Origin of the sequence: Cellulomonas sp. PhB143 (genome assembly GCF_003752595.1) — a bacterium.
In the GTDB taxonomy this organism is placed as follows: Bacteria; Actinomycetota; Actinomycetes; order Actinomycetales; family Cellulomonadaceae; genus Paraoerskovia.
Genome location: NZ_RKIJ01000010.1, coordinates 208,471 through 228,373 on the forward strand (window position 1 = coordinate 208,471; position 19,903 = coordinate 228,373).

The 19,903-nt window shown below is 76.9% G+C and carries 16 protein-coding genes and 2 tRNA genes; 5 read left to right on the top strand and 13 right to left on the bottom strand.

Translation table 11 applies throughout. The annotated features are described in order from the left end of the window. The first annotated feature begins 116 nt into the window (after positions 1–116). On the top strand, positions 117–1,190 hold the full coding sequence (locus EDF32_RS05065; RefSeq protein ID WP_123307431.1) for an ABC transporter ATP-binding protein: 1,074 nt from the start codon (positions 117–119) through the stop codon (positions 1,188–1,190). A gap of 59 nt (positions 1,191–1,249) precedes the next feature. Beyond that, positions 1,250–2,209, top strand: coding sequence for a RimK family alpha-L-glutamate ligase (locus EDF32_RS05070; protein WP_123307432.1), 960 nt, complete (start codon positions 1,250–1,252; stop codon positions 2,207–2,209). 63 nt (positions 2,210–2,272) lie between these two features. Here EDF32_RS05070 and EDF32_RS05075 read toward each other — a convergent pair. Next, positions 2,273–2,348, bottom strand: a tRNA-His gene (locus tag EDF32_RS05075). 88 nt (positions 2,349–2,436) lie between these two features. Then, the gene (gene orn, locus EDF32_RS05080; RefSeq protein WP_123307433.1) at positions 2,437–3,087 is read right to left on the bottom strand and encodes an oligoribonuclease; all 651 of its coding nucleotides are present in this window, start codon (positions 3,085–3,087) and stop codon (positions 2,437–2,439) included. 439 nt (positions 3,088–3,526) lie between these two features. Between orn and EDF32_RS05085 the strand changes: the two genes are divergently transcribed. Further along, the gene (locus EDF32_RS05085) at positions 3,527–4,249 is read left to right on the top strand and encodes a phosphatase PAP2 family protein (RefSeq protein ID WP_123307434.1); all 723 of its coding nucleotides are present in this window, start codon (positions 3,527–3,529) and stop codon (positions 4,247–4,249) included. Between the two features lie 19 nt (positions 4,250–4,268). Here the strand turns inward: EDF32_RS05085 and EDF32_RS05090 are convergent, their stop codons facing one another. The 11 genes from EDF32_RS05090 to EDF32_RS05140 form a co-directional block, all read right to left on the bottom strand. Next, the gene (locus tag EDF32_RS05090; RefSeq protein WP_123307435.1) at positions 4,269–5,156 is read right to left on the bottom strand and encodes an FHA domain-containing protein; all 888 of its coding nucleotides are present in this window, start codon (positions 5,154–5,156) and stop codon (positions 4,269–4,271) included. After that, positions 5,153–6,454, bottom strand: a complete 1,302-nt coding sequence (locus EDF32_RS05095) for a VWA domain-containing protein (RefSeq protein WP_123307436.1) — start codon at positions 6,452–6,454, stop codon at positions 5,153–5,155. Before EDF32_RS05095 ends, EDF32_RS05090 begins: the two co-directional genes overlap by 4 nt. Before the next feature lie 2 nt (positions 6,455–6,456). Beyond that, the gene (locus EDF32_RS05100; RefSeq protein ID WP_123307656.1) at positions 6,457–7,581 is read right to left on the bottom strand and encodes a protein phosphatase 2C domain-containing protein; all 1,125 of its coding nucleotides are present in this window, start codon (positions 7,579–7,581) and stop codon (positions 6,457–6,459) included. Further along, complete coding sequence (locus EDF32_RS05105) at positions 7,578–9,860, bottom strand: serine/threonine-protein kinase (protein ID WP_123307437.1); 2,283 nt, start codon at positions 9,858–9,860, stop codon at positions 7,578–7,580. The genes EDF32_RS05100 and EDF32_RS05105 overlap by 4 nt, the downstream gene beginning before the upstream one ends. After that, the gene (locus tag EDF32_RS05110) at positions 9,857–10,969 is read right to left on the bottom strand and encodes a hypothetical protein (protein WP_123307438.1); all 1,113 of its coding nucleotides are present in this window, start codon (positions 10,967–10,969) and stop codon (positions 9,857–9,859) included. Before EDF32_RS05110 ends, EDF32_RS05105 begins: the two co-directional genes overlap by 4 nt. Continuing rightward, positions 10,966–12,015 carry a glutamate ABC transporter substrate-binding protein gene (locus tag EDF32_RS05115; protein WP_123307439.1) on the bottom strand — a complete coding sequence of 350 codons (1,050 nt, stop codon included), beginning with the start codon at positions 12,013–12,015 and terminating at the stop codon, positions 10,966–10,968. Before EDF32_RS05115 ends, EDF32_RS05110 begins: the two co-directional genes overlap by 4 nt. Continuing rightward, a complete protein-coding gene (locus tag EDF32_RS05120) occupies positions 12,012–13,340 on the bottom strand; it encodes a hypothetical protein (protein ID WP_123307440.1) in 1,329 nt (442 codons plus the stop codon). The genes EDF32_RS05115 and EDF32_RS05120 overlap by 4 nt, the downstream gene beginning before the upstream one ends. Next, on the bottom strand, positions 13,337–14,665 hold the full coding sequence (locus tag EDF32_RS05125) for an AAA family ATPase (RefSeq protein ID WP_123307441.1): 1,329 nt from the start codon (positions 14,663–14,665) through the stop codon (positions 13,337–13,339). Before EDF32_RS05125 ends, EDF32_RS05120 begins: the two co-directional genes overlap by 4 nt. Further along, positions 14,662–15,189, bottom strand: a complete 528-nt coding sequence (locus tag EDF32_RS05130) for a hypothetical protein (protein WP_123307442.1) — start codon at positions 15,187–15,189, stop codon at positions 14,662–14,664. The genes EDF32_RS05125 and EDF32_RS05130 overlap by 4 nt, the downstream gene beginning before the upstream one ends. A gap of 72 nt (positions 15,190–15,261) precedes the next feature. Further along, on the bottom strand, positions 15,262–16,356 hold the full coding sequence (locus EDF32_RS05135) for a toxic anion resistance protein (RefSeq protein WP_123307443.1): 1,095 nt from the start codon (positions 16,354–16,356) through the stop codon (positions 15,262–15,264). Positions 16,357–16,380: 24 nt separating this feature from the next. Then, positions 16,381–16,453: transfer RNA gene (locus EDF32_RS05140), tRNA-Arg, on the bottom strand. 111 nt (positions 16,454–16,564) lie between these two features. Here EDF32_RS05140 and EDF32_RS05145 point away from each other — a divergent pair. Both EDF32_RS05145 and EDF32_RS05150 read left to right on the top strand, forming a co-directional pair. Continuing rightward, positions 16,565–18,280, top strand: a complete 1,716-nt coding sequence (locus tag EDF32_RS05145; protein ID WP_148061567.1) for a GTPase domain-containing protein — start codon at positions 16,565–16,567, stop codon at positions 18,278–18,280. Beyond that, positions 18,277–19,863, top strand: a complete 1,587-nt coding sequence (locus tag EDF32_RS05150; RefSeq protein ID WP_123307445.1) for a GTP-binding protein — start codon at positions 18,277–18,279, stop codon at positions 19,861–19,863. Before EDF32_RS05145 ends, EDF32_RS05150 begins: the two co-directional genes overlap by 4 nt. Positions 19,864–19,903: the final 40 nt, after the last annotated feature.

The following is a 19,903-nucleotide window of genomic DNA, read 5'->3' on the forward strand; positions in this document are numbered from 1 at the left end:
CCGAACGTACCCGTCGCGGGGGACACCCGCACCGGACCGCACCGCCCGCGGTACGGGCCCGCGGGCGGTGCGGTGCCCGTCTGCGGGTGTCGGGCCCGACCGGTAGCGTGCCGGGCATGCCCTCACCGACCACCGACGCCGCCCCGACCGCCGGGTCCGCGCGGTCCGTCATCGAGTTCGACGCCGTGCGCAAGGTCTACGCGGACGGCACCGTCGCCGTCCACGAGCTCTCGCTCGAGGTGCGCGAGCACGAGCTCCTCGCGCTCGTCGGCGCCTCGGGCTGCGGCAAGTCCACGACGCTGCGCATGGCCAACCGGCTCGTCGAGCCGTCGGGCGGGCGCATCCTGCTCGAGGGCACCGACGTGACGGGCGCGGACCCGGTGGCCCTGCGCCGGCGGATCGGCTACGTCATCCAGAACGTGGGCCTGTTCCCGCACCGCACCGTCGGGCAGAACGTGGGCACGGTCCCCGCGCTGCTCGGGTGGGACAAGAAGCGCACCGCGGCCCGCACGGAGGAGCTGCTCGACCTCGTGGGTCTCGACCCGGCCCGGTACCTCAAGCGCTACCCGCACGAGCTCTCGGGGGGCGAGCGCCAGCGCGTGGGCGTCGCCCGGGCGCTGGCGACGGACCCGCCCGTGCTGCTGATGGACGAGCCGTTCGGTGCGGTCGACCCCGCCGGGCGGCGACGCCTGCAGAACGAGTTCCGCCGCATCCAGCGCGAGCTCGGCACCACGGTCATGTTCGTCACCCACGACATCGAGGAGGCGGTCCAGCTCGGCGACCGGGTCGCGGTGTTCAGCATCGGCGGGCACCTCGAGCAGATCGCCGAGCCCCTGACCATCCTGTCGCACCCGGCGTCGGACGCCGTGCGCGAGTTCATCGGCGAGGGCGCGCCCGTGCGGATGCTCGGGCTGGCGACGGTGCAGCGCAGCGACCTCGAGCCCGCCGACCGGGTCGTCGCCCCCGCGCCCGACCCCGTGCCGCTCGGCGCCCCGCTCACCGTCGCGTTCGAGGCGATCGCCGCGCTGTCGGCGCGGGCCACGGGCCGCGTGCCGGTCACGGACGAGGCGGGCCACGTCGTCGGCTCCCTGACGGCCGACGGGATCCTCGCCGCCCTGCGCCGCACGGCCGACGAGGCCGGCGAGGGGCTCGAGGACTCGGCGGCCGGCCACCGCGCCCAGGCGCGCTGAAACGCCCGCGTCACCGGCGCGACACCGTCCGGTGGCACCGGACGTCTACGCTCGGTGCCGTGACCACGACAGCGGCTTCCCCCACGCCCGACCCGACCACCGCGCCCGCGACGCCTCCGCGCGTGGCTCTCGCGACCTGCTCGGTCCTCCCGCGGCTCGACCCGGACGACGCGCCGCTCGTGCCCGCGCTCGAGGAGCTGGGCGTCGAGGCGGTCCCTGCCGTCTGGGACGACCCGGACGTCGACTGGTCGTCGTTCGACGCCGTCGTGGTCCGCTCCACGTACGACTACTCGGCGAGGCGCGACGAGTTCGTCTCCTGGGCCGCGAGCGTCCCGCGCATCCTCAACCCGGAGTCCGTCCTGCGCTGGAACACGCACAAGTTCTACCTCAAGGACCTCGAGGCGGCGGGCGTCCCCGTGATCCCGACGCTGTGGCTCGACCCGGAGCGCAACTTCAGCAGCCGGGCCATCCACACGCGGATGCCCGCCCACGGGAACTTCGTCATCAAGCCCGTGGTGAGCGCCGGGGCGAAGGACACGGGCCGCTACCAGTCGGTCGACGCCGCCTCGCGCGGGCTGGCGATCACCCACGTCAAAGAGCTGCTCGCGCAGGGCCGGCACGTGATGGTGCAGCCCTACATGACCAGCGTCGACACGGCCGGCGAGGCGCGGCTGGTGTTCGTCGACGGCGAGCTCGCCTACGGCGTCACGACCAGCACCCGGCTGACGGGGCCGCACCGGCCCACCCAGGGCCTGTACCGCAAGGAGAGCACGCGCACCTTCGAGCCCGACGCCGCGCAGGAGGACGTCGCGCGCCGCGCGCTGGACGTCGTCGGGTCGGCGGTCCCCGACGCCGGGACGCTGCTCTACGCGCGGGTCGACCTGGTGCTGGGCGAGGACGGCGAGCCCACGGTCATCGAGCTGGAGCTCACCGAGCCGTCGCTGTTCATGGCATCGGTCCCCGGCGCGGTGGAGCGGTTCGCGGCGGCGATCGCCGCGCGGGTGCTGCCGGGCGCCTGAGCTCCGCTCCCGCCGGCACGCACGACGAAGGCCGCCCCGCGTGTCGCGGGGCGGCCTTCGTGCTGGGGTGAGTAACGGGACTTGAACCCGCGACCCCCTGGACCACAACCAGGTGCTCTACCAGCTGAGCTATACCCACCAGGGGCTGACAGGCGTCGTCGGGCCCTCCGAGGAGGCGCAGGACGGGCGACCAGCCGTCGAAAAGTGTACCCGTTCGCGCGGGGGCCTCAGGACACCTCGGGCGCCGCCGTGCGGGTGACGCTCGTCTCCTTCACCTGAGCGGCGATCTGGCGGGCCGTGGCGCTGTCCGGTCCGGGCTGCGCCGGGAGCAGCGCCGCGCGGTAGTAGCGGAGCTCGTCGATGCTCTCGAGGATGTCCGCGAGCGCGCGGTGCCCGCCGTTCTTCTCGGGGGACGCGAAGTACACGCGCGGGTACCACCGGCGGGCGAGCTCCTTGATGGAGGAGACGTCGATGATCCGGTAGTGCAGGTGCCCCACGAGCGACGGCATGTCGCGGGCGAGGAACGCGCGGTCGGTGCCGACGGAGTTGCCGCCGAGCGGTGCGCGTCCCGGCTCCGGGACCCACTGCCTGACGTAGGCGAGGACCTGGGCCTCGGCGTCGGCCATCGTGGTGCCCGCGTCGAGCTCGGTGATCAGGCCGGAGGTGGTGTGCATGGTGCGGACGAAGTCGTTCATCTGCTCGAGGGCCGCGGCGGGCGGGCGGACGACGACGTCCACGCCGTCCCCGAGCACGTTCAGCTCGGAGTCGGTCACGACGGCGGCGACCTCGACGAGCGCGTCGGCCTCGAGGTCGAGGCCGGTCATCTCGCAGTCGATCCAGACGATGCGGTCGTTGGCGTTCGGTGTCACGGGGCTCACAAGCCCACCCTAGAGGGTCCGGGACGCACGAGGGCCCCGGACCGGTGCCGGTGGGCGGCGGCCGGTGCGGGGCCCTGTGCGTGCGGGTCGTGCTGCTCGTGCCGGTGGTCGTGGCGCGCTGCCACGGTCGCGGCTCATGCCGGGTCGTGCGGCAGACGATGGTTCCTCGTGCGCGCGGAGACGCGTGCGCCGAGGTGCCGGAGCGTCTGACGCCGGCGTTCGAGCTCTTCGAGCCTGAGCCTCTGGTCGAGAGCCAGGGCCTCGTAGCTGTCCCAGGAATACATGGTGGTGGTGCCTCTCGTGACGCTGGATCGACGGGCCTGGCCGGACCCTCCACCGCCCGGTACGGACCGGACGGACGCCACCGCGGTGTGGTGCCCACACAACCACGGCGGGCGGCGCAGGTGCACGGGTTTTTCCGGGCACCTAGGCTCGCGCGATGGGCGAGGCGCAGGACGTGGACGGTGCGCGGGGCGGTGGCGGCGCGCCCGCGGCGCAGCGGGGCGTGCTCCGCGCGGTGTGGCCGGGCCTCGTCCTGGTCCTGGCCGGCGTGCTCGGGTTCGCGCTGCTGCTCGACGCGCTGCGCGACCGGGACGACCTCTGGACGGCCGACGGCCCGCTGCTCGAGTGGCTCGTGGCGCACCGCAGCGACGGGCTCACCACCGCGCTGACGGCCGTCACGACGGTGTTCGGCCCGGTGGTCCTGCCGGTCCTCGTCGCCGCGGGCGCGCTCGTGTGGGCCCGCGTCGCCCGCGACTGGTGGGACCCGGCCCTGACGGTGGGCGCGATGCTCCTCTCGACGCTCCTGTCGATGCTGCTCAAGGGCCTCGTCGCGCGCCCGCGGCCGGAGGCGGAGCTGATGTCGGTCGCCGGGCTCGAGACCTCGTTCTCGTTCCCGTCCGGGCACACGATCGGCGCGTCGACGCTGGTGCTCGTCACGGGCTACCTCGTGTGGCGCCGCACCGGCGGCGGTCGTGCGCTGGCGGTGTGGGCGCTGGTGAGCGTCGTCGTCGTGGTGCTCGTCGGCGGCAGCCGCCTCTACCTCGGCTACCACTTCCTCACGGACGTGCTCGCTGGGGTGTGCGTGGGCGTGGCGGTGCTCGGGCTCGTCGTCGCGGTCGACCGGTGGCACCGGCTCGCGCGCGGCCGCGGCGCGCCGTAGCCGGCCGTCGCCCGCGTGCTCAGATCTCGCCGGGCAGCGCGCGGCGGACGACCAGCCGGGTCCACGCCCCGACGTAGACGCGGTCGCCGTCGCCGAGCTCCTGGCGGCGGCCGGGGACCAGGGGCTCCTGCGGCAGGCTCTCCCCGGGGCGCCCGACGAACGTCCCGTTGGACGACTCGAGGTCCTCGACCCACCAGCGCCGCCCGTCCGTGTTGAGCTGGCAGTGGCGGCGCGAGACCGCCGTGTCCGAGCCGCAGTCGACCTGGGGATGGATGTGCCGCGACGCCGACGCACGCCCGACGAGCACGCTGCGCTCGCGCAGCACCACCAGGCCGGGCGGTGCGCCCGACGGCAACGGGTCGGGGGCCTGCTGGTCCGCGTACCACTCCGGGTCCACCCAGACCTCCACGACCCACGGCTCGGCGGCCGGTGGCGAGGGGGCGGCCGGTGAGGTGGACTCCGGCGCGTGCGTGGGCGTGGAGATGCGGCCCGACCCCGCCGAGCGGAGCAGCCCGGTCTCGCCGGGGCGCGCGCCACCGGCCGCACGCGGGGGACGGCTCCGCGAGCCCGGGTCCGCCTCCGGCTCCGGCTCCCGCGGACCGTCGCCCCGCTCCGGCGTCTCGCCTGCCTCGACCCCGGTCCCGGCGAACGGCTCGGGTGCGGTGCCCGTGGTGAAGTCGTAGCCGCAGCGCTCGCAGAACAGGGCACCGGTGGCCGCCGGGGCGGCGCAGCTCGGGCACGTCGTCGTCGGGCCGCCGGTGGGAGCGCTCCCGACCGCGGGGGGCGGCGCGGAGGCCTCCGGTCCGCCCGGCCCGGCGGGCGTCCCCGGGGCGATGGGGGCGCCGCACGTGTCGCAGTAGTCGGTCGACGCCGAGACGTGCCCGGCGGGGCAGCGGACGGCGCTCATCGGCGCACCCGCGTCGTCTTGGTCGACGCGGTGTCCAGCGCCATCTCGTCGAGCCGCGCCGCGTCGCGTCGCAGCCGCACGGTGCCGGTGTCCTCGTCGTCGATCTCCACGACGCGCCGCAGCCGGGTCGTCGCCTCCGCGTTGCCGGTCTCCTTGGCGAGCAGGACGGCCCGACCGAGCCGGGTGGTGGCGGTCGCGACGTCCCCCGCGGCCTTCGCCGCGAGCCCGTCCTGGATCGCCGAGGCGAGCTCCGCCTGGCCGGTGTAGTGCGCGACCTCGCGGTTGATGCGGGCGGTCAGCCCGTCGTCGTCGGACCAGGTGGCCTTGACCAGCCCGGACGCGACCACGACGTCGTCCACCGCGAGCTGGACGCGCGCCGCGAGCTGCTCGGTGCCCACCGATCGCGTGGGGACCCGCACCGCGACGTGGTAGTCGCGGGACTCGTCGCCCCACGCGCCCGTCGGGTACGCCCCGGTGAGCGGGTTCACGGGCGTGCGCCGGTGGGTCAGGTCCTCGACGGTCGGCGAGACCTGGCGCACGAACAGGACCTCGCCGCCGGCGGGGACCCAGACCCGCAGGTCGGCCGGCGGCACGCCACGCGCCATGGAGCGGGCGAGGATCCGCTCGAAGTCCGCGGCGATCTCGTCCGGCGTGGCGATCAGGCCCACCGTGCCGAGCAGGGCCGTGGCGATCTCGCGGAGCTCGTCGACCTGCCAGCGCGCCCCGACGCCGCGCGCGTCGCACTGGTAGCGGCCGGTCACGGACTCGACCGCGCGGCTCAGGCGCTCGCGGGGCTCGGACTCGTTCTTGCCGTCGGTGAGCAGGATCGCGTGCTTCTGGCGGACGTCGGGCAGCGTGTCGAACAGCTGGGCGGCGAGCACGAGCCACGTGCTCATCGCGGTCCCGCCGGACGCGGACATCAGCGAGACCGCCTGCTTTGCGGCCTCCCGGGCGCCGGGCTCCATCGGCACCATGGCCATCGTCGCGTTCGGGTAGGGGAACGTCCGCTGCGCGACGTGGCTGCCGCCGACGATCGCGAACCACGTGCCGTCGACGATCTGGTCCAGCGCGACCGTCGCGGCGTGCTTGGCCGCCGCCAGGGAGGCTCCGGTCATCGAGCCGGAGGTGTCCACCATGACGATCTCGGCGGCGGCCTCCCCGGACGCACCGGCTCCCGCGGCGGCGGTGCTCCCGGCGCCGCCCGCTCCGGTGCAGGCGAGCGTGACGATCGCGTGTACGTCCGTCGTCCCGGGGGCCAGGTACTCGTTCTGAAAGACCTCGGCGGTGAAGACGGCCACGGTCAGAGCTCCTTCGGGTCAGAGGCGTCGAGGGGAAGGTTATCCGACGGTGCGGCACCCGGCTCCGGGTGCCGGGCGAGCGCCACCGTGATGTTGTCGGCGCCGCCCTGCTCGGTGGCCCAGCGGACCAGGCGGTCCGCGACCGCGACGGCTGTGCCGCCGCCCGCCGTGCCGCCGCCCTCCGTGCCGAGGACCGCCTCGCGCACGACGGCGGTGAACGCCTCGACGTCCGGGCAGTAGTTCCAGAGCCCGTCCGAGCAGAGGACGACCCAGCCGGGCGTGTCGAGCGGGGTCTCGACGACGCGCGGCGGCGCGTCCCCCGAGTCCGGGCCGATCCACCGGGTGATCGCGTGGGCGTGCGGTGACGCGACGGCGTCCGCGCGCGCCATCCCCTGCGCGACCATCTCCTCGACCCAGGAGTCGTCGGTGCTCAGGGGCTGGGCCGGGCCGTCGTCCGGGACCCAGTAGGCCCGCGAGTCGCCGAGCCACGCCGTCGTGACGCGCGTGGCCGTCACCACGGAGGCGACGAACGTGCACGACGGCGGCTCGCGGCGCTCGGCCATCTCGCCGACCCCGTCGAGGACCGCCTGCTCCGCGAGCGCCACCGCGGCGACGAGCGCCTCGGACCAGCCCGCGTCGAGCTCCGCCGCGGGCTCCGTGCGCGCGACGGCGGCCAGGTGGTCGCGCGCGGCGACCGCCGCGGCGAGGCTGGCCCGGTCGGAGTCCGGCGCGGACGAGACGCCGTCGCACACGACGAGGACCCGCACGTCCGGCGCGGCGTACAGGGCCATGGCGTCCTCGTTGCGCGTGTGCCGGACGCCGCGGTCGCACACGCCGCCCGTGCCGGGCGCCGGCTCGTCCGACCAGTGGTCGCGCGGGTCGGCCTCGCGGCCGCCGCACTGCAGGCAGTAGCCGTCGGCCGCGACGGGGCCGGCGCAGTCGCGGCACGCGGGAGCGGTGGCGCCGGAGCCGGGGCCAGTCGTGCCGTGCTCCGCCGTGCCGTGCTCCGCCGTGCCCGGGCTGTCCGTCGCGCCCGCGATGCCCGCGACCCGGTGCCCGCAGCTCTCGCAGTAGCGTGCCGAGGGCGGGTACGGCTCGCCGCAGCGGCCGCAGACGTCGTCGGTCATCGCAGCGTCCACCTCCGCACGTCGTTCGCGCGGTCGACGAGGACCACCCGCTCGGCGTGCCCCTCGGTGAGCGCCGCGAGACCGCGGTAGGCCGCCTCGAGCCCGTCGCGCAGCGCGTCCGCCTCGGCGGCCACGCCCCCGACGCTCAGGCCCGGTTCGGGGCCCTGCTCCTGGACGACGTCCAGCGCGGCGCCGAGCACCGTGATGGCGAGGGTCGCCCGGTCGCGCGGGGCGAGCGCGACCGCGTCGACGGACGCCGCGGCGTCGGCCAGGGCGTCGAGGCCGCGGCCGGAGCCCGCGAGCAGCCGCGCGCGCCGCAGGCGGGCGTCCACATAGCTGCCGCGCGTCGAGCCGACCTGGTCGAGCGCGGCGAGCGCGCCGTCCAGGTCGTCCTCGAGCTCGCGGATGCGCGCCAGCCCGAACGCCGCGGGCGGCGTGTAGTTCGCGTCGGTGCGGGCGCAGACCACGTAGAGCGCCTCGGCGACGCCCACCTCGCCGAGCGGCTCGCAGGCGGCGGCGAGCGCGAGCTTCGGGGCGAGCTCGCCGGGGACCTGGCCGTAGACGGCGTTGAACGCGGCCGCGGCACCCGCGAGGTCCCCGGCGGCGAGGTCGTCGAGGCCCTCGAGCCACGCCGCGCGCCACTCCCAGGGATCCTCGGCGAGCACCTCGTGGATCGTCTCGTGCGCGGCCTCGTGCAGCCCGGCCTCGATGGCAGCCAGGGCCCGCGCGAGCTGGACCTCGACGCTCGGCACGGGGGCCGCGGCGAGGGCGGCGAGCCGCTGCCGCGGGTCGGCGACGGCGACGCCCGCGAGCCACGCCGCGCCCGGGTCGTGCTCGTCGACCCGCAGGGCGGGCAGCTCGTCCCAGCGCAGGGGGCGGCCCGCGACGTCGGCCCGCGGGGAGTGGAACAGCACGGAGGCCGACGAGTGGACGCCGCCGGGCACGGGGCGGCGGTCGGTCGCCACGACCTCGCGCAGCACGCCCAGCAGCTGCGCGCGCAGCTCGTCGACGGTCGCGAACCGGTCCGACGGGTCGGGCGCGCAGGCCTTGGCGAGCAGCCGGGAGAACGAGTCGTAGCGCTGCAGGACGGGCGTCTCGGCGACGGGCGGCAGGCTCGCGACGTAGGTGGAGGTGTTGCCCCGGAAGTCGAGCACCAGCGTCGCGAGCGTCCGCCCGATCGTGTAGACGTCGGAGGCGACCGACGGCCCGACCTCGGCGACCTCGGGCGCCTGGAAGCCGACGGTGCCGTAGATCGCGGACTCGTAGTCGTCGGCCCGGCGCACCCCGCCGAGGTCGATGAGCTTGACGCCGTCGCCCTGCTGGATGATGTTGTCGGGCTTGAAGTCGCAGAACAGCAGGCCGCGGTCGTGCAGGTAGGCGAACGCGGGCAGCACCTCGAGGACGTAGGCGATCGCCTGGTCCACGGGCAGCGGGTCGACCCGACCGGCCGCCGCGCGGCGGTGGGTGAGGATCTCCTTGAGCGAGAGGCCGCCCACGTACTCCATGACCGTGTACCCCGCGTCGTCGTGCATCGCGAAGTTGTAGATCTCGACGATCAGCGGGTGCTCGACCTCGGCGAGGAACTGCCGCTCGGAGATCGCGGCGGCGTACGCGTCGGCGTCGCCCGAGTTCAGCAGGCCCTTGAGCACCACCCACCGTCCGGAGACGTTGCGGTCGCGGGCGAGGTAGATCCAGCCGAGGCCGCCGTGCGCCAGGCAGCCGGCCACCTCGTACTGGCCGCCGACGACGTCGCCGGGCGCGAGCTGGGGGGTGAAGTCGAACCGGGCCCCGCACTGGGGGCAGAACCCCTGGGAGCGACCGGGCGCGTCCCCGTGGGCGCGGCCCACCTTCGCGCCGCACGCGGGGCAGTACCGCTTGTGCTCGGGGACCTCGGGCTCGCGCATCACGGCGTCGGCGGGGTCCGCGACCGGGACGCTGGGCACGGTCGTCAGCCCGGCGCCGAGGCGGTGCCCGCGCAGCCGGGTCGAGGACGTGCCCACCTGCCGCGTCGCGCGGCTCCCGGTGCCCCGGTTGCGCGCGGAGCCCAGCGCGCTCGACGCGAGCCGGCTCGAGCTGGTGCGCGAGGAGCCTCGCGCCACGGCGACGGACGGGGCCGACGTGCCGGCCGAGGCCGAGACGCCCGAGGACGCCGACACGCCGGGCGCCGGGCCACCGGCGGGACCGTCGCCGGGCGCGGGCGCCGGGGCGCCGCAGTAGTCGCACCAGCCGTCCTCGATGGTGCCGGGGCAGCCCGGCTCGGCGCACCGCTGGGTGGTCATCGATCGTCTCCGGGGGCATGGTCTCGGGCGGGGGCACGGGCGGGGAGGGCGCGGGCGAGCACCTCGAGCTGCTCGACGTAGAAGCGGGCGAGCGGGAGGTCGCAGGGCTCGGCACCGACCGCGTGCACCGCCTCGGCGATCCCCGAGCGCACGGTGGCCGAGCCGGCCCGGCCGTTCGCCCGCGCCCGTTCCGTGAGCCGCTCGGTGCGGTAGCGCAGACCGGCACGCTCGCGCAGCGGCGCGGTGTACACGTCCTCGATCGTCTCCATCGCGCGGTCGACGGCGTCGAGCCGCGCGACGTACGCGGCGACCCCGGCCGCGTCGTCGGGCACCGGGCCCAGGCGCGCGACGTCGGGCACCGCGAGCCGGGGCGGGTCGGCGATCTCCCGGCGCACGCGGGCGACGAGCGTGCCGAGGGTCGGGGCGCGCGCCGCGAGCGCCTGCGCCCGGGCACCGGCCGCGTCCCGCGCGGAGTCCTGGGCGTGGCGGCGCGCGGAGGTGACGATGAGGTCGCGCTCGACCCGCGCGAGGGCGGACTCCAGCTCGCGCAGCGTGCCGCTCTCGTCCGCGCCCCGCGCCGTGCGCTCCTCGATGCGGGCGATCTCCGCCCGCTCGCGCGCGACGTCCCCGCCGGCGTCCTCGCAGCGCACGAGCGCCGAGCGCAGCGCGCGCACCCGCGCGCGCACGTCGGCGACGTCCGGCTCGAAGGAGAGGCGGGCGGCGAGCGAGGTCACGAGCGCGTCGCACAGGCGCACCGCCTCCACGAGGGAGACGAGCGCGGCGCCGTCGCCCGAGCTGAGCCGGCCCCAGACGAGGCGCGCGACGGACTCGCGGGCGACGCGGTCGGCCCGTCCGCCGTCCCACTCCCGCGCGATCTCCCGCGAGCGGTCCTGGACCGCACGCCAGAGCGTCAGGGCGAGCACGACGTCGGCGCTGTGCGCCTCGGGGTCCTCCGCGGCGAGCACCGCGGCGTCGAGCCGGTCGAGCTCCCGGCGGCGCTCGGCGAGCCAGGCGTCGAGGCCCGCGAGGTAGTCGGCCACCTCCTGCGGGTCGGGCGCCTCGCCGAGCCGGCCCGGCGCCGTGGGAGCGGGCGTGCGCACGCCCGTCACGGCTCGCGCCCGTACGTCGGCCGCGGCGGCTGTGCGCTGCCGAGGCTCCCGAGCCAGCGCTGGTAGGACTTCTCCCACGTCCCGTCGTCGCGCATCGTCTCGAGGACGGCGTTGACGAACCGCACGAGGTCCACCTGGTCCTTGTTCACCCCGACGCCGTAGGGCTCGTCGCTCAGCGCGTCGCCGACGACGGTGGTGTACGGGTCCTGGCGCGCGAAGCCGGCGAGGATCGTGTCGTCCCCGGTGATCGCGTCGACCTTGCCCTGCTGGAAGAGCACGAGGCACTGGGTGTGGGTCGCGGCGGGGACGGGGACGACTCCGGGGTGCGCGTCCAGGCTCGCGAGCGTCGTCGTGCCCTCCGGCGCGCACACGCGCTTCCCGGCGAGGTCGTCGAACGTGGTCGCGCCGGAGCCGCGGGGGACGAGGAGCTTCTGCCCGGCGCGGTAGTACACGGACGAGAAGGCGATCTGCTCCCACCGGTCGCAGGTGATCGTGAACGCGCGCGCCACGAGGTCCACCTCGCCGGACTCGAGCACGCCGATGCGCTGGTCGGAGGTGATCACCTTGAACTGCAGCCGGTCGGGGTCGCCGAAGATGGCGTCGGAGACGGCGTGCAGCACGTCGATGTCGAAGCCCTCGATCTCGCCGTCCAGCGGGTTGCGCGAGCCCATGAGCAGGGTGTCGGCGGAGACACCCACGCGCAGCGCCCCGCGCTCGCGGATCTTCGCCATGGTGCTGCCCGCGGGCAGGTCCGCGGGGGAGGGGAGGTCGCCGTCGGGCGCGTACGACGCCGTGGGGTCGCCGCACGACGACGTCGCCGCGGTCTTCCCGGCGGCTCCGGCGGCCCCGGCGAGGTCCCTCGCCGGTGCGGCACCGGTGCCGGCGCCCGCCGGCCGGTCCGCGGCCTCGCGCTGCACCGCCGCGGTGCCGCCCGGTACGCTCCCGGGCGCCGACGGCGCGCAGCCCGCCAGGGCGAGGGTGAGGGCCAGGAGCGCGCCCGCCGCGGACGCGCCGCGCGCCCTTCGGCCGGTCCGTGGTGCGGTCATCGGTACTCCTCCAGTCGGCGGTGGACGCCGCGCCAGGAGGCCAGCGCGGCGACGGCCCCCGCGGCGAGCAGCAGCCAGGCGGCCACCTCCGCACGGGTCCCGGCGGAGAGCAGCTCGTCCCCGACCTGCCCGGCGTTCGACGAGACCGCCGTGTCGGCGTCGGCCATGAACGTCGCGAACGTGGCGGTCGAGCTCGTCGGGTCGTCCGACGCGTCCGTGGCGGCGGCGACGGCGTCGTCCCAGCGGCCGGCGTCGTCGAGCTCGCGCACCGCGGCGTGCGCGTCGGCCCAGGCGTCGAGGTCGTCGGTGAGGCGACCGGCCGCTTCGGTGCCGGCGTCGGCGAGGTGGTCCCGCGCGCTGTCGAGAGCGCTCTGCACCTCGGGCTCGACGTCGGCGCCCGACCCGCGCTGGATGAGGCCGAGGCCCGCGCCCGAGCGGGCCACGTTGGCCTGGGTCTCGGCGGCGGCGACGGAGGTCGCAGTCGTGTACGGGCCGGCGCGCACGTCGTCTGCCGTGCCGCGGACGGAGGCGAGCAGCGCGGTCCCCACGATGCCGGCGACGAGGACGACGGCGGTGGCCGTGACCAGGCCCGTGTTCAGCACCCGGTGGGTGCGCCGGGCGAGCCAGACCTGGACGCCGAGCAGCAGCACCAGGCCGAGCAGGCAGGCGGCGACGAGGCGCAGCGCGGTCCCGGTCGCGTCGAAGCGGGCGTCGACGCGACCGCTCTCGGCGGCGACGAGATCCGTCAGCGGCGGCAGGATCTCCTCGCTCATGACGGTCGAGGCCGTGCCGAGGTAGGCCGAGCCGACCGGGAAGCCCTGGCGGTTGTTGGCCCGCGCCTGCTCGACGAGACCGGTGTAGCGGGTGATCTGCGCGCCGACCGACCCGAGCACCGCCACGTCGCCGGCGTCCCCGGTCTGCGCGAGCCGCGCCAGGTTCCGGGCGGCGCTCGCGACCCGCGCGTCGTACTCCTCGCGCTGGTCGACGGGCTCGAGGCCACCGACGAGGAAGGCGTTGGTGGCCGTCGCGTCCGCCGTGACGAGGTCGGTGCGCACGTCCTGCAGGAGCACGAGGCGCTCCGAGCCCGTGCGGGCGGCGTCGAGCGCCGCGTCCTGGGCGCGCCCGGCCTGGAACCCGAGCAGCCCCACGACGACGGCGCCCACGAGCGCGACGGCGAGCGCGGTGCGCAGGTGCCCCGGGGTGCTGGACAGCGCCGCGACGGCGCGCGCCGCGACCCCCGGCCGGCGGGGAGCGGCGCTCGGGGAGACCACGGCGGGAGCCGCGTCGGCGCCGGGCGGGCGGGCGAGGGTGTCGGGGGCGGTCATGCGCTCTCCTGGGTCGGACCGTCGTCGGGAGCGAGGTCCTGCGGGAGCAGGGTCCGCAGCTCGTCGAGTGTGGGGCGGGCGACGTCGCGCAGGCGCCAGGCGTGGCGCGCGACGGCGACGTCGAGGACGTTGCGGACCCAGCGCGCGTTGCCGAACGCGGGGCCGCGCTCCACGGTCGCCGTCCGCCGCGCGAAGGCCTCGACGGCGTCGGGCGTGGGGGAGAAGTCCGCCGCGGCCGCGGCCCGGGCGAAGATCGTCCCGAGCTCGTCGCCCGTGTAGTCGTCGAACTCGAGCACGCGGGAGAAGCGTGAGCGCAGGCCCGGGTTGGACTCGAGCAGCCGCGTCATCGGCCCGGGGTAGCCGGCGACGATCACGACCAGGTCGTCGCGGTGGTCCTCCATGTCCTTGACCAGCGTGTCGACCGCCTCCTCGCCGTACCGGTCGCCGGCGAGCGCGTACGCCTCGTCCACGAGGAGCACCCCGCCGAGCGCGGAGGTGACGACGGCGGTGGTGCGCTCGGCGGTCTGGCCCAGGTACCCGGCGACGAGCTCGGAGCGGTCGACCTCGACGAGATGGCCGGAGCTCAGGATGCCGAGGGAGCGGTAGATCCGGGCGACGAGCCGGCCGACCGTCGTCTTGCCCGTGCCCGGGTTGCCCGTGAAGACGAGATGGCGGGTGAGCGTCGGGCCGCCGAGGCCCGCCGCGGCGCGCAGCCCCTCGACGCGCAGCAGCTCGGCCTGGCGCCGGACCTCGCGCTTGACGGACCCGAGCCCGACGAGGGCGTCGAGCTCGGCGAGGACGTCGGCGAGCGGCTCGGCGGGCGTCGCGTCCGCCGGCGCCGGTCCGCTGACCACCGGCGCCTGCGGGGCGCGGTCCGGGTCGCCGGGCGACCGGACCGCCGTGCTGTGGACCGCCGTGCTGTGGACGGCAGAGCCATGGGCGGCAGAGCGGTGGACCGCCGCGGTCCGCGCGGCCGCGGAGGCCAGGCCCGGTGCGGGCTCGCCGAGGCGCGCCGCGGCCTCCACGGCGTCGGCCAGCGCCGAGGTGTAGCGCGACGCCGCCGTCGGGTCCTGCTCCGCGAGCGCGAGCGTGAGGTCGGTCGGGGCCGTACGCCAGCGTCGCCCGAGCGACGCGGTGCCGAAGAAGTCCCGCAGCGAGGCGCCCTCGCCCACCGCCGCGAGCCACTCGGCGGCCGCGCCGGGCGCCGACTCGGCGACGGCGGCGGTCAGGCGCAGCGCCTCGGTCCGCGCGGCGCCGGCGTCGAGCCCGGCCTCCCGCGCGGCGGCGACGGCCGCGGCGACGGTGTCCGCGAGGGCAGCCGTCACCCGGGCTCACCGCCCGGCGGGGGAGCGACGGAGACCGAGGACGGGCCGAGCTTCTCCTCCAGGAAGCGCCCGTGCGCGACGAGCGCGACGGCGTCCTGGCGGGAGACGGCGTCGGAGATCTGGTCCAGCGTGCGCCCGAGCAGGTCGAGCTGGTCGCAGAGCACGAGCAGGGCGGTGCGGCCCCGGTCGACCGGCCGCGTGTCGGCGAAGTCCCGGGGCAGGCGCAGGTAGGCGCCGACCGCCTCGGGCAGATAGCTCGTGGCGGTCGCCACGACGGTGTGCGCGCGGTCGCTGCCGACGCCGAGCCGGTCGAGGCGCGGGACCATCTCGTCGACGGTCAGGCTGATGCGCCGCACGCGCGCCGTGACCGACGCCGGCACCTGCGCCTGCGCGGCCCGCGCCTCGACCGCGTCGACGGCCGCAAGGATCTCGGCGCCGGTGGGCGGCGCGGGACGCGCGGGCACGTCCGGTCGCGGTGCGTCGCGCCCGACCACCCGCGCGATCGCGTCACCGAACCAGCCCATCCGTGCCGCGCCCTCCTCGCCGTGCTCCGTCGTCCGCTGCCCTGCCCCGCTGCCCCGGCATCCGCGCCAGGGTCACCGGTCCCGGTGCGTGCGCTCCACCTCGAGCGCGAGAGTGTCGAGCGTAGTGCCGAGCGAGGCCGCGGCGACACCCTGGAACTCGCCGAGCGAGTCGAGCGTCGCGACGACGTCGGCGAACGCGGAGCGCAGCGGCACGATGCCGCGTGCGGTCGCACCGCCGCCGGCGTCCCGCGCCCCCGCCGCCGTGGTGCGCAGCGCCGCCCGCGAGGCCGCGTCGAGCGCGGCGACGCGGTCCAGCACGAGCTCGCGGTGCGCGAGGGCCCCCGCGGTCAGGACGGCGGTGCGCAGCGCGGCCAGCGTCGTCGTGGTCGCGCGCTCGACACCGCGCACGAGCTCGGCGTTGGTCCGCACCACCGCGGCGACGGCCAGGTGCCCCTGCACGCACACCGCGAGCTGGACGAGCAGGTCCTGGTGCCGGGCGCGCACGGCGTGCAGCGCCTCGGCGAGCGGCGACCCGGCGTCCGGCGCCGCGGCCGCGGAGGCCTCGGCGGCGAGACCGGCGTCGAGCCGCGCCGCGACGTGCACCCAGCGGTGCAGGCGCGCCGACGTCTCCCCGAGCCGCTCCTGCTCGATCCCGAGCGTCGCGTTCTGCCGCAGCAGGGCGTCCTTCGCGTCGTAGAGCCCGGTGACGACGGCGTCGAGCTCGGCCTGCGCGTCCTCGTAGCGGCGGAAGTAGCGGTCGGCGCTCTCGCCGACGGGGACGAGCCCGAACAGGCGCCGGCCCACGCGCCGCCGGCCGGGGTCCAGCGCCTCGACGGTGGCACGCAGGCGCTCCAGAGCGTGGGTGGCGTCGAGGCCCGCCTGCGGTGCGCGGGCCGACGCGGCCAGGACGGCGGCGGAGGTCTCCGCGGCGGCGCGGACGTCGTCGGCGCCGAGGCTGCGCGCGTCGCGCAGCGCCGCCCGCAGGTCCCGCGAGCCGGGGTCGCCGGCGACGAGGCGGGCCCGCAGCGCGTCGGCCCGGGCCTCGAGCGCCGGGACCTCGCGCGCGTCGACGGCCGGTGCGAGTGCGGGCGCCGCGGCGGGCGCGACGACGGGCACGGCGGTGGGCGGGGTGAGGCGGAGAGCGGCGTCGGCGCGGGCGTCGTCCATGTCCCGGCCGAGTCTACGGGCAGGTGCCCCGAGCAGGACTCGAACCTGCAACCTACGGATTAGAAGGCCGTTGCTCTATCCATTGAGCTATCGGGGCGCGGCTCCGATCCTAGAGGACCGGGCCGGGGCGCCGGCTGCGGCGGCCGGTGTGACCGGGTCGTCGGCGCGCTTGTTGTGCATCGCCCGCCAGGCCCGCGAGGATGGACGGGTGACCCCCCGCACCGCCGTCGGCAACGACGACCCTGCCCGACCGGGCGGCGTCGAGCGCGCCCCCGAGACCCCTGGCGCCGCGGCGCCCGGTCCTGCGACGTCCACGCCGACGGACCGCACCGAGCACCGGCTCGGCACGACGGTGCACGACGTCGCGCGGGACCTGCGCGCCGTCGTCGCGGGCGTCGACCTGCCGCTGCCCCTCGAGGGAGCGCAGGAGGCGGCGGCGTCGCGCGACCGGCTGGTCGTCCAGCTCGACGAGCACCTGCTGCCGCGCCTGAAGGAGCTGTCCTCGCCGGCGCTGGTCGTGCTCGCCGGCTCGACGGGTGCCGGCAAGTCGACGCTGTACAACTCGATCCTGGGCGAGGAGGTCTCGGTCGCGGGGGTCCTGCGGCCCACGACGCGCGAGCCGGTCCTCGCCCACCACCCGGAGGACGTCGACGTCCTGGTCACCGGCCCCGCGACGCAGGCGGCGCGGACGATCGCCCACGACGCCGTCCCCCGCGGGGTGGCCTTCGTCGACGCGCCCGACCTCGACTCGCTGCTCGCCGAGAACCGCGCGACCGCCGGGCGCCTGCTCGAGGCGGCCGACCTCTGGCTCTTCGCGACCACCGCCGCGCGGTACGGGGACGCGCTCCCCTGGCAGGCGCTGGCGAAGGCCCGCGAGCGCGGGGCGAGCGTCGCGCTCGTGCTCAACCGGGTGCCGCGGGAGAACCTCGTGACGATCCGCGCCGACCTGCTGCAGCGCCTGCGGGACCACGGGATGGACAACGTGCCGCTCTTCGTGGTCCCCGACGCCGGCCCGCACGAGGGGCTGCTCGAGGCCGACCAGGTCGCCCCGATCACCCGCTGGCTGCACAAGATCGGCGGCCCCGAGCGGTCCCGGTCGGTGATCGTGCGCACCCTCAAGGGGTCGCTCGCGGCACTGCCCGGATGGGTGACCGGGATCGCGGATGCCGTCGACGCCCAGGGCGAGGCGGCGCGCGTCCTGCGGGCGCGGCTGGACGACGTCGTCCCGCGCGTCGCCGCCACGGCGCAGGAGTCGCTGGTCTCCGGCCGGGTCGGGAGCGGCCCGGTCGCCTCGCTGTGGACACACAGCGTCACCGGCGCCCGGGTCGACCGGATCCGGCTGCGGGCCGGGGTCGCGCGCTCGAGCGCCCGGCAGGGCCGCCGCCGCGAGCGCGACCTCGAGCCGCTGCGTGCCGGGCTCGCCGACAGCCTCGTGCGGGCGCTGGTCGCCGCAGCCGCCGAGGCGCGGGCGGCCGCGACGCGAGCGCTGACCGGCCCCGACGCCCCCGCGGGCGCCGCGGGGCTCGTCGCGACGTGGGACGAGGACCCGGAGGCCGCGCGCACCTCCGACTCCCGGGAGCGGGCCGAGGCGTGGCTCGCCGCGGCGGACGACGCCGCGGACGCGCTCGCGGGCTCGCCCGCCGGGGACGCCGCGCGCACGGCGTTCGGGCGGCGCGGCCTCGGCACGCTCCTGGCGGCCGCGGCGGCCGGCACCGACGACGCGCGGCGGCTCGTGGCCCGCGTGCTCGACGGGCAGGAGGTGGCGGCCGTCGAGGCGCTGCGCGACGCGCTCGGCGCCTGCGCGCGGCCGACCGTCGAGGCCGAGGTCGCCGGGCTGCGGTCCGCTCTGGACGCACCGGCGTTCGCCGACGGCGCCGGGGCCGCGCTGCGCGTCCGGCTCGCCGAGCTGAGGAGGATGGTATGACCACCGACGACCGCGACCTGCGGGGACGGACCGAGGACCTCGCCACGGCGCTGGACCTTGCGGCGGACCGGGTGCCGGCCGACGTCGAGGCCACCGTGCGCGCCGCCATCACCGGCGTGCGCGAGCGTCTCGACCTCGGCGTCGACCACACCGTGGTCGCCCTCGCGGGCGGCACCGGGTCCGGCAAGTCGAGCTTGTTCAACCGGCTCTCGCGCCTGGACTTCGCGGACGTGGGCGTCAAGCGCCCGACGACGGCGCAGATCACCGCGTGCGCGTGGAGCACCCGGGCGACGCCGCTGCTCGACTGGCTGCGCGTCATCCCCGAGCGCCGCATCACTCGCGGGCACGAGCTCGACGCCGCGGACGAGGACGCGCTCGCCGGCCTGGTTCTCCTGGACCTGCCCGACCACGACTCGATCGAGCCGGCGCACCGCGTCGTGGTCGACCGCGTGCTGCCGTACGTCGACCTGCTCGTGTGGGTGGTCGACCCGCAGAAGTACGCCGACGACTCCCTGCACACCGAGTACCTCAGCCGGTCCGTCGGCTACGAGGCCTCGATGGTGGTGGCCGTGAACCAGATCGACACCGTGCCCGAGGGCCGGCGCGAGGCACTGGTGGCGGACCTGGAGCGGCTGCTGGAGGAGGACGGCCTGCGCGGGGTGCACGTGACGACCGTCTCCGCGGCGACCGGCGAGGGCGTCGACGCGATGGTGGACCTGCTCGAGCAGGCCGTCGACCGGCGCAGCGTCGCCGCGAGCCGCGTCGCCGGGGAGCTCGACGGCGCGGGCGCTCTGCTGCTCTCCCAGACGCCCGCGGACGCGCCCTGGAGCACCACGTCGGCCGTCGAGGCGGAGGTCGACGCGCTCGCGGCCGCGACGGGCCTGGAGTCCGTCGGCGCGCAGGTCGAGAACGCGGTGCGCCACGGGTACGGCCGGCCGGCCTTCGAGCCGCCGCAGGCCGACGCGGTGGCGCTGTCGCGCGGCCGGTGGCTCGCCCGCGCCGGCAAGGGCCTGCGCCCGGGCTGGCGCGCCGCGCTCGAGGCCGACGTGGCCTCCCGGCCCGACGTGACGGACGCGCTGACCGGCGAGCTCGGCAAGGTGCGCCTCGACACGCGCCCGCCCGCCGCGGGCCGCCCGATGCGCGTCGTCGCGCTCGTCGCGCTCGCCCTCGGCATCGTCGCCGGCGTCCTCGCGGTCCTCGGGGGCGGCTCCGTCCTCGCGCTGTCCTCCGGAGCCGAGACCGCGGCGGCCGTCGCGGCCGCGGTGCTGGTGGTCGCGGGTCTGGTCCTGCTGCTGCTCGCGGTGCGCCTGCGGCGCTCGACGGCCCGCCAGCGCCGGCGGGCGGTGGTGGCCGCGGGACGCGCCGCGATCGAGCGTGTGGTCGACCGGTGCTACGGCGAGCCGACCCGGACCCTGCTCGCGGAGCACCGCCAGGTGCGCGAGCTCGCGCAGGCCGCGCGCGAGAAGGGGAGCCTCGCCCCGCTGACGGGCGCCGTCCCGGTGTCCACAGCCGCGGCGACCGGCGCGGCGTCCACCGGCAGCCCGGCGGGGGGCGACGTCCCGGAGGCCGCGCCGACATCCTGACGGTCCACGGACGGCACCCGCCGTCCGCGACCTGGAGGAG

Excerpts from the sequence above, each read along its gene's own strand:
- EDF32_RS05130 (WP_123307442.1), bottom strand. The coding sequence starts at position 15,189 with ATGGGCTGGTTCGGTGACGCGATCGCGCGGGTGGTCGGGCGCGACGCA.
- EDF32_RS05150 (WP_123307445.1), top strand. The coding sequence starts at position 18,277 with ATGACCACCGACGACCGCGACCTGCGGGGACGGACCGAGGACCTCGCC.
- EDF32_RS05065 (WP_123307431.1), top strand. The coding sequence starts at position 117 with ATGCCCTCACCGACCACCGACGCCGCCCCGACCGCCGGGTCCGCGCGG.
- EDF32_RS05135 (WP_123307443.1), bottom strand. The coding sequence starts at position 16,356 with ATGGACGACGCCCGCGCCGACGCCGCTCTCCGCCTCACCCCGCCCACC.
- EDF32_RS05105 (WP_123307437.1), bottom strand. The coding sequence starts at position 9,860 with ATGACCACCCAGCGGTGCGCCGAGCCGGGCTGCCCCGGCACCATCGAG.
- EDF32_RS05100 (WP_123307656.1), bottom strand. The coding sequence starts at position 7,581 with ATGACCGACGACGTCTGCGGCCGCTGCGGCGAGCCGTACCCGCCCTCG.
- EDF32_RS05090 (WP_123307435.1), bottom strand. The coding sequence starts at position 5,156 with ATGAGCGCCGTCCGCTGCCCCGCCGGGCACGTCTCGGCGTCGACCGAC.
- EDF32_RS05120 (WP_123307440.1), bottom strand. The coding sequence starts at position 13,340 with ATGACCGCCCCCGACACCCTCGCCCGCCCGCCCGGCGCCGACGCGGCT.
- EDF32_RS05115 (WP_123307439.1), bottom strand. The coding sequence starts at position 12,015 with ATGACCGCACCACGGACCGGCCGAAGGGCGCGCGGCGCGTCCGCGGCG.
- EDF32_RS05085 (WP_123307434.1), top strand. The coding sequence starts at position 3,527 with ATGGGCGAGGCGCAGGACGTGGACGGTGCGCGGGGCGGTGGCGGCGCG.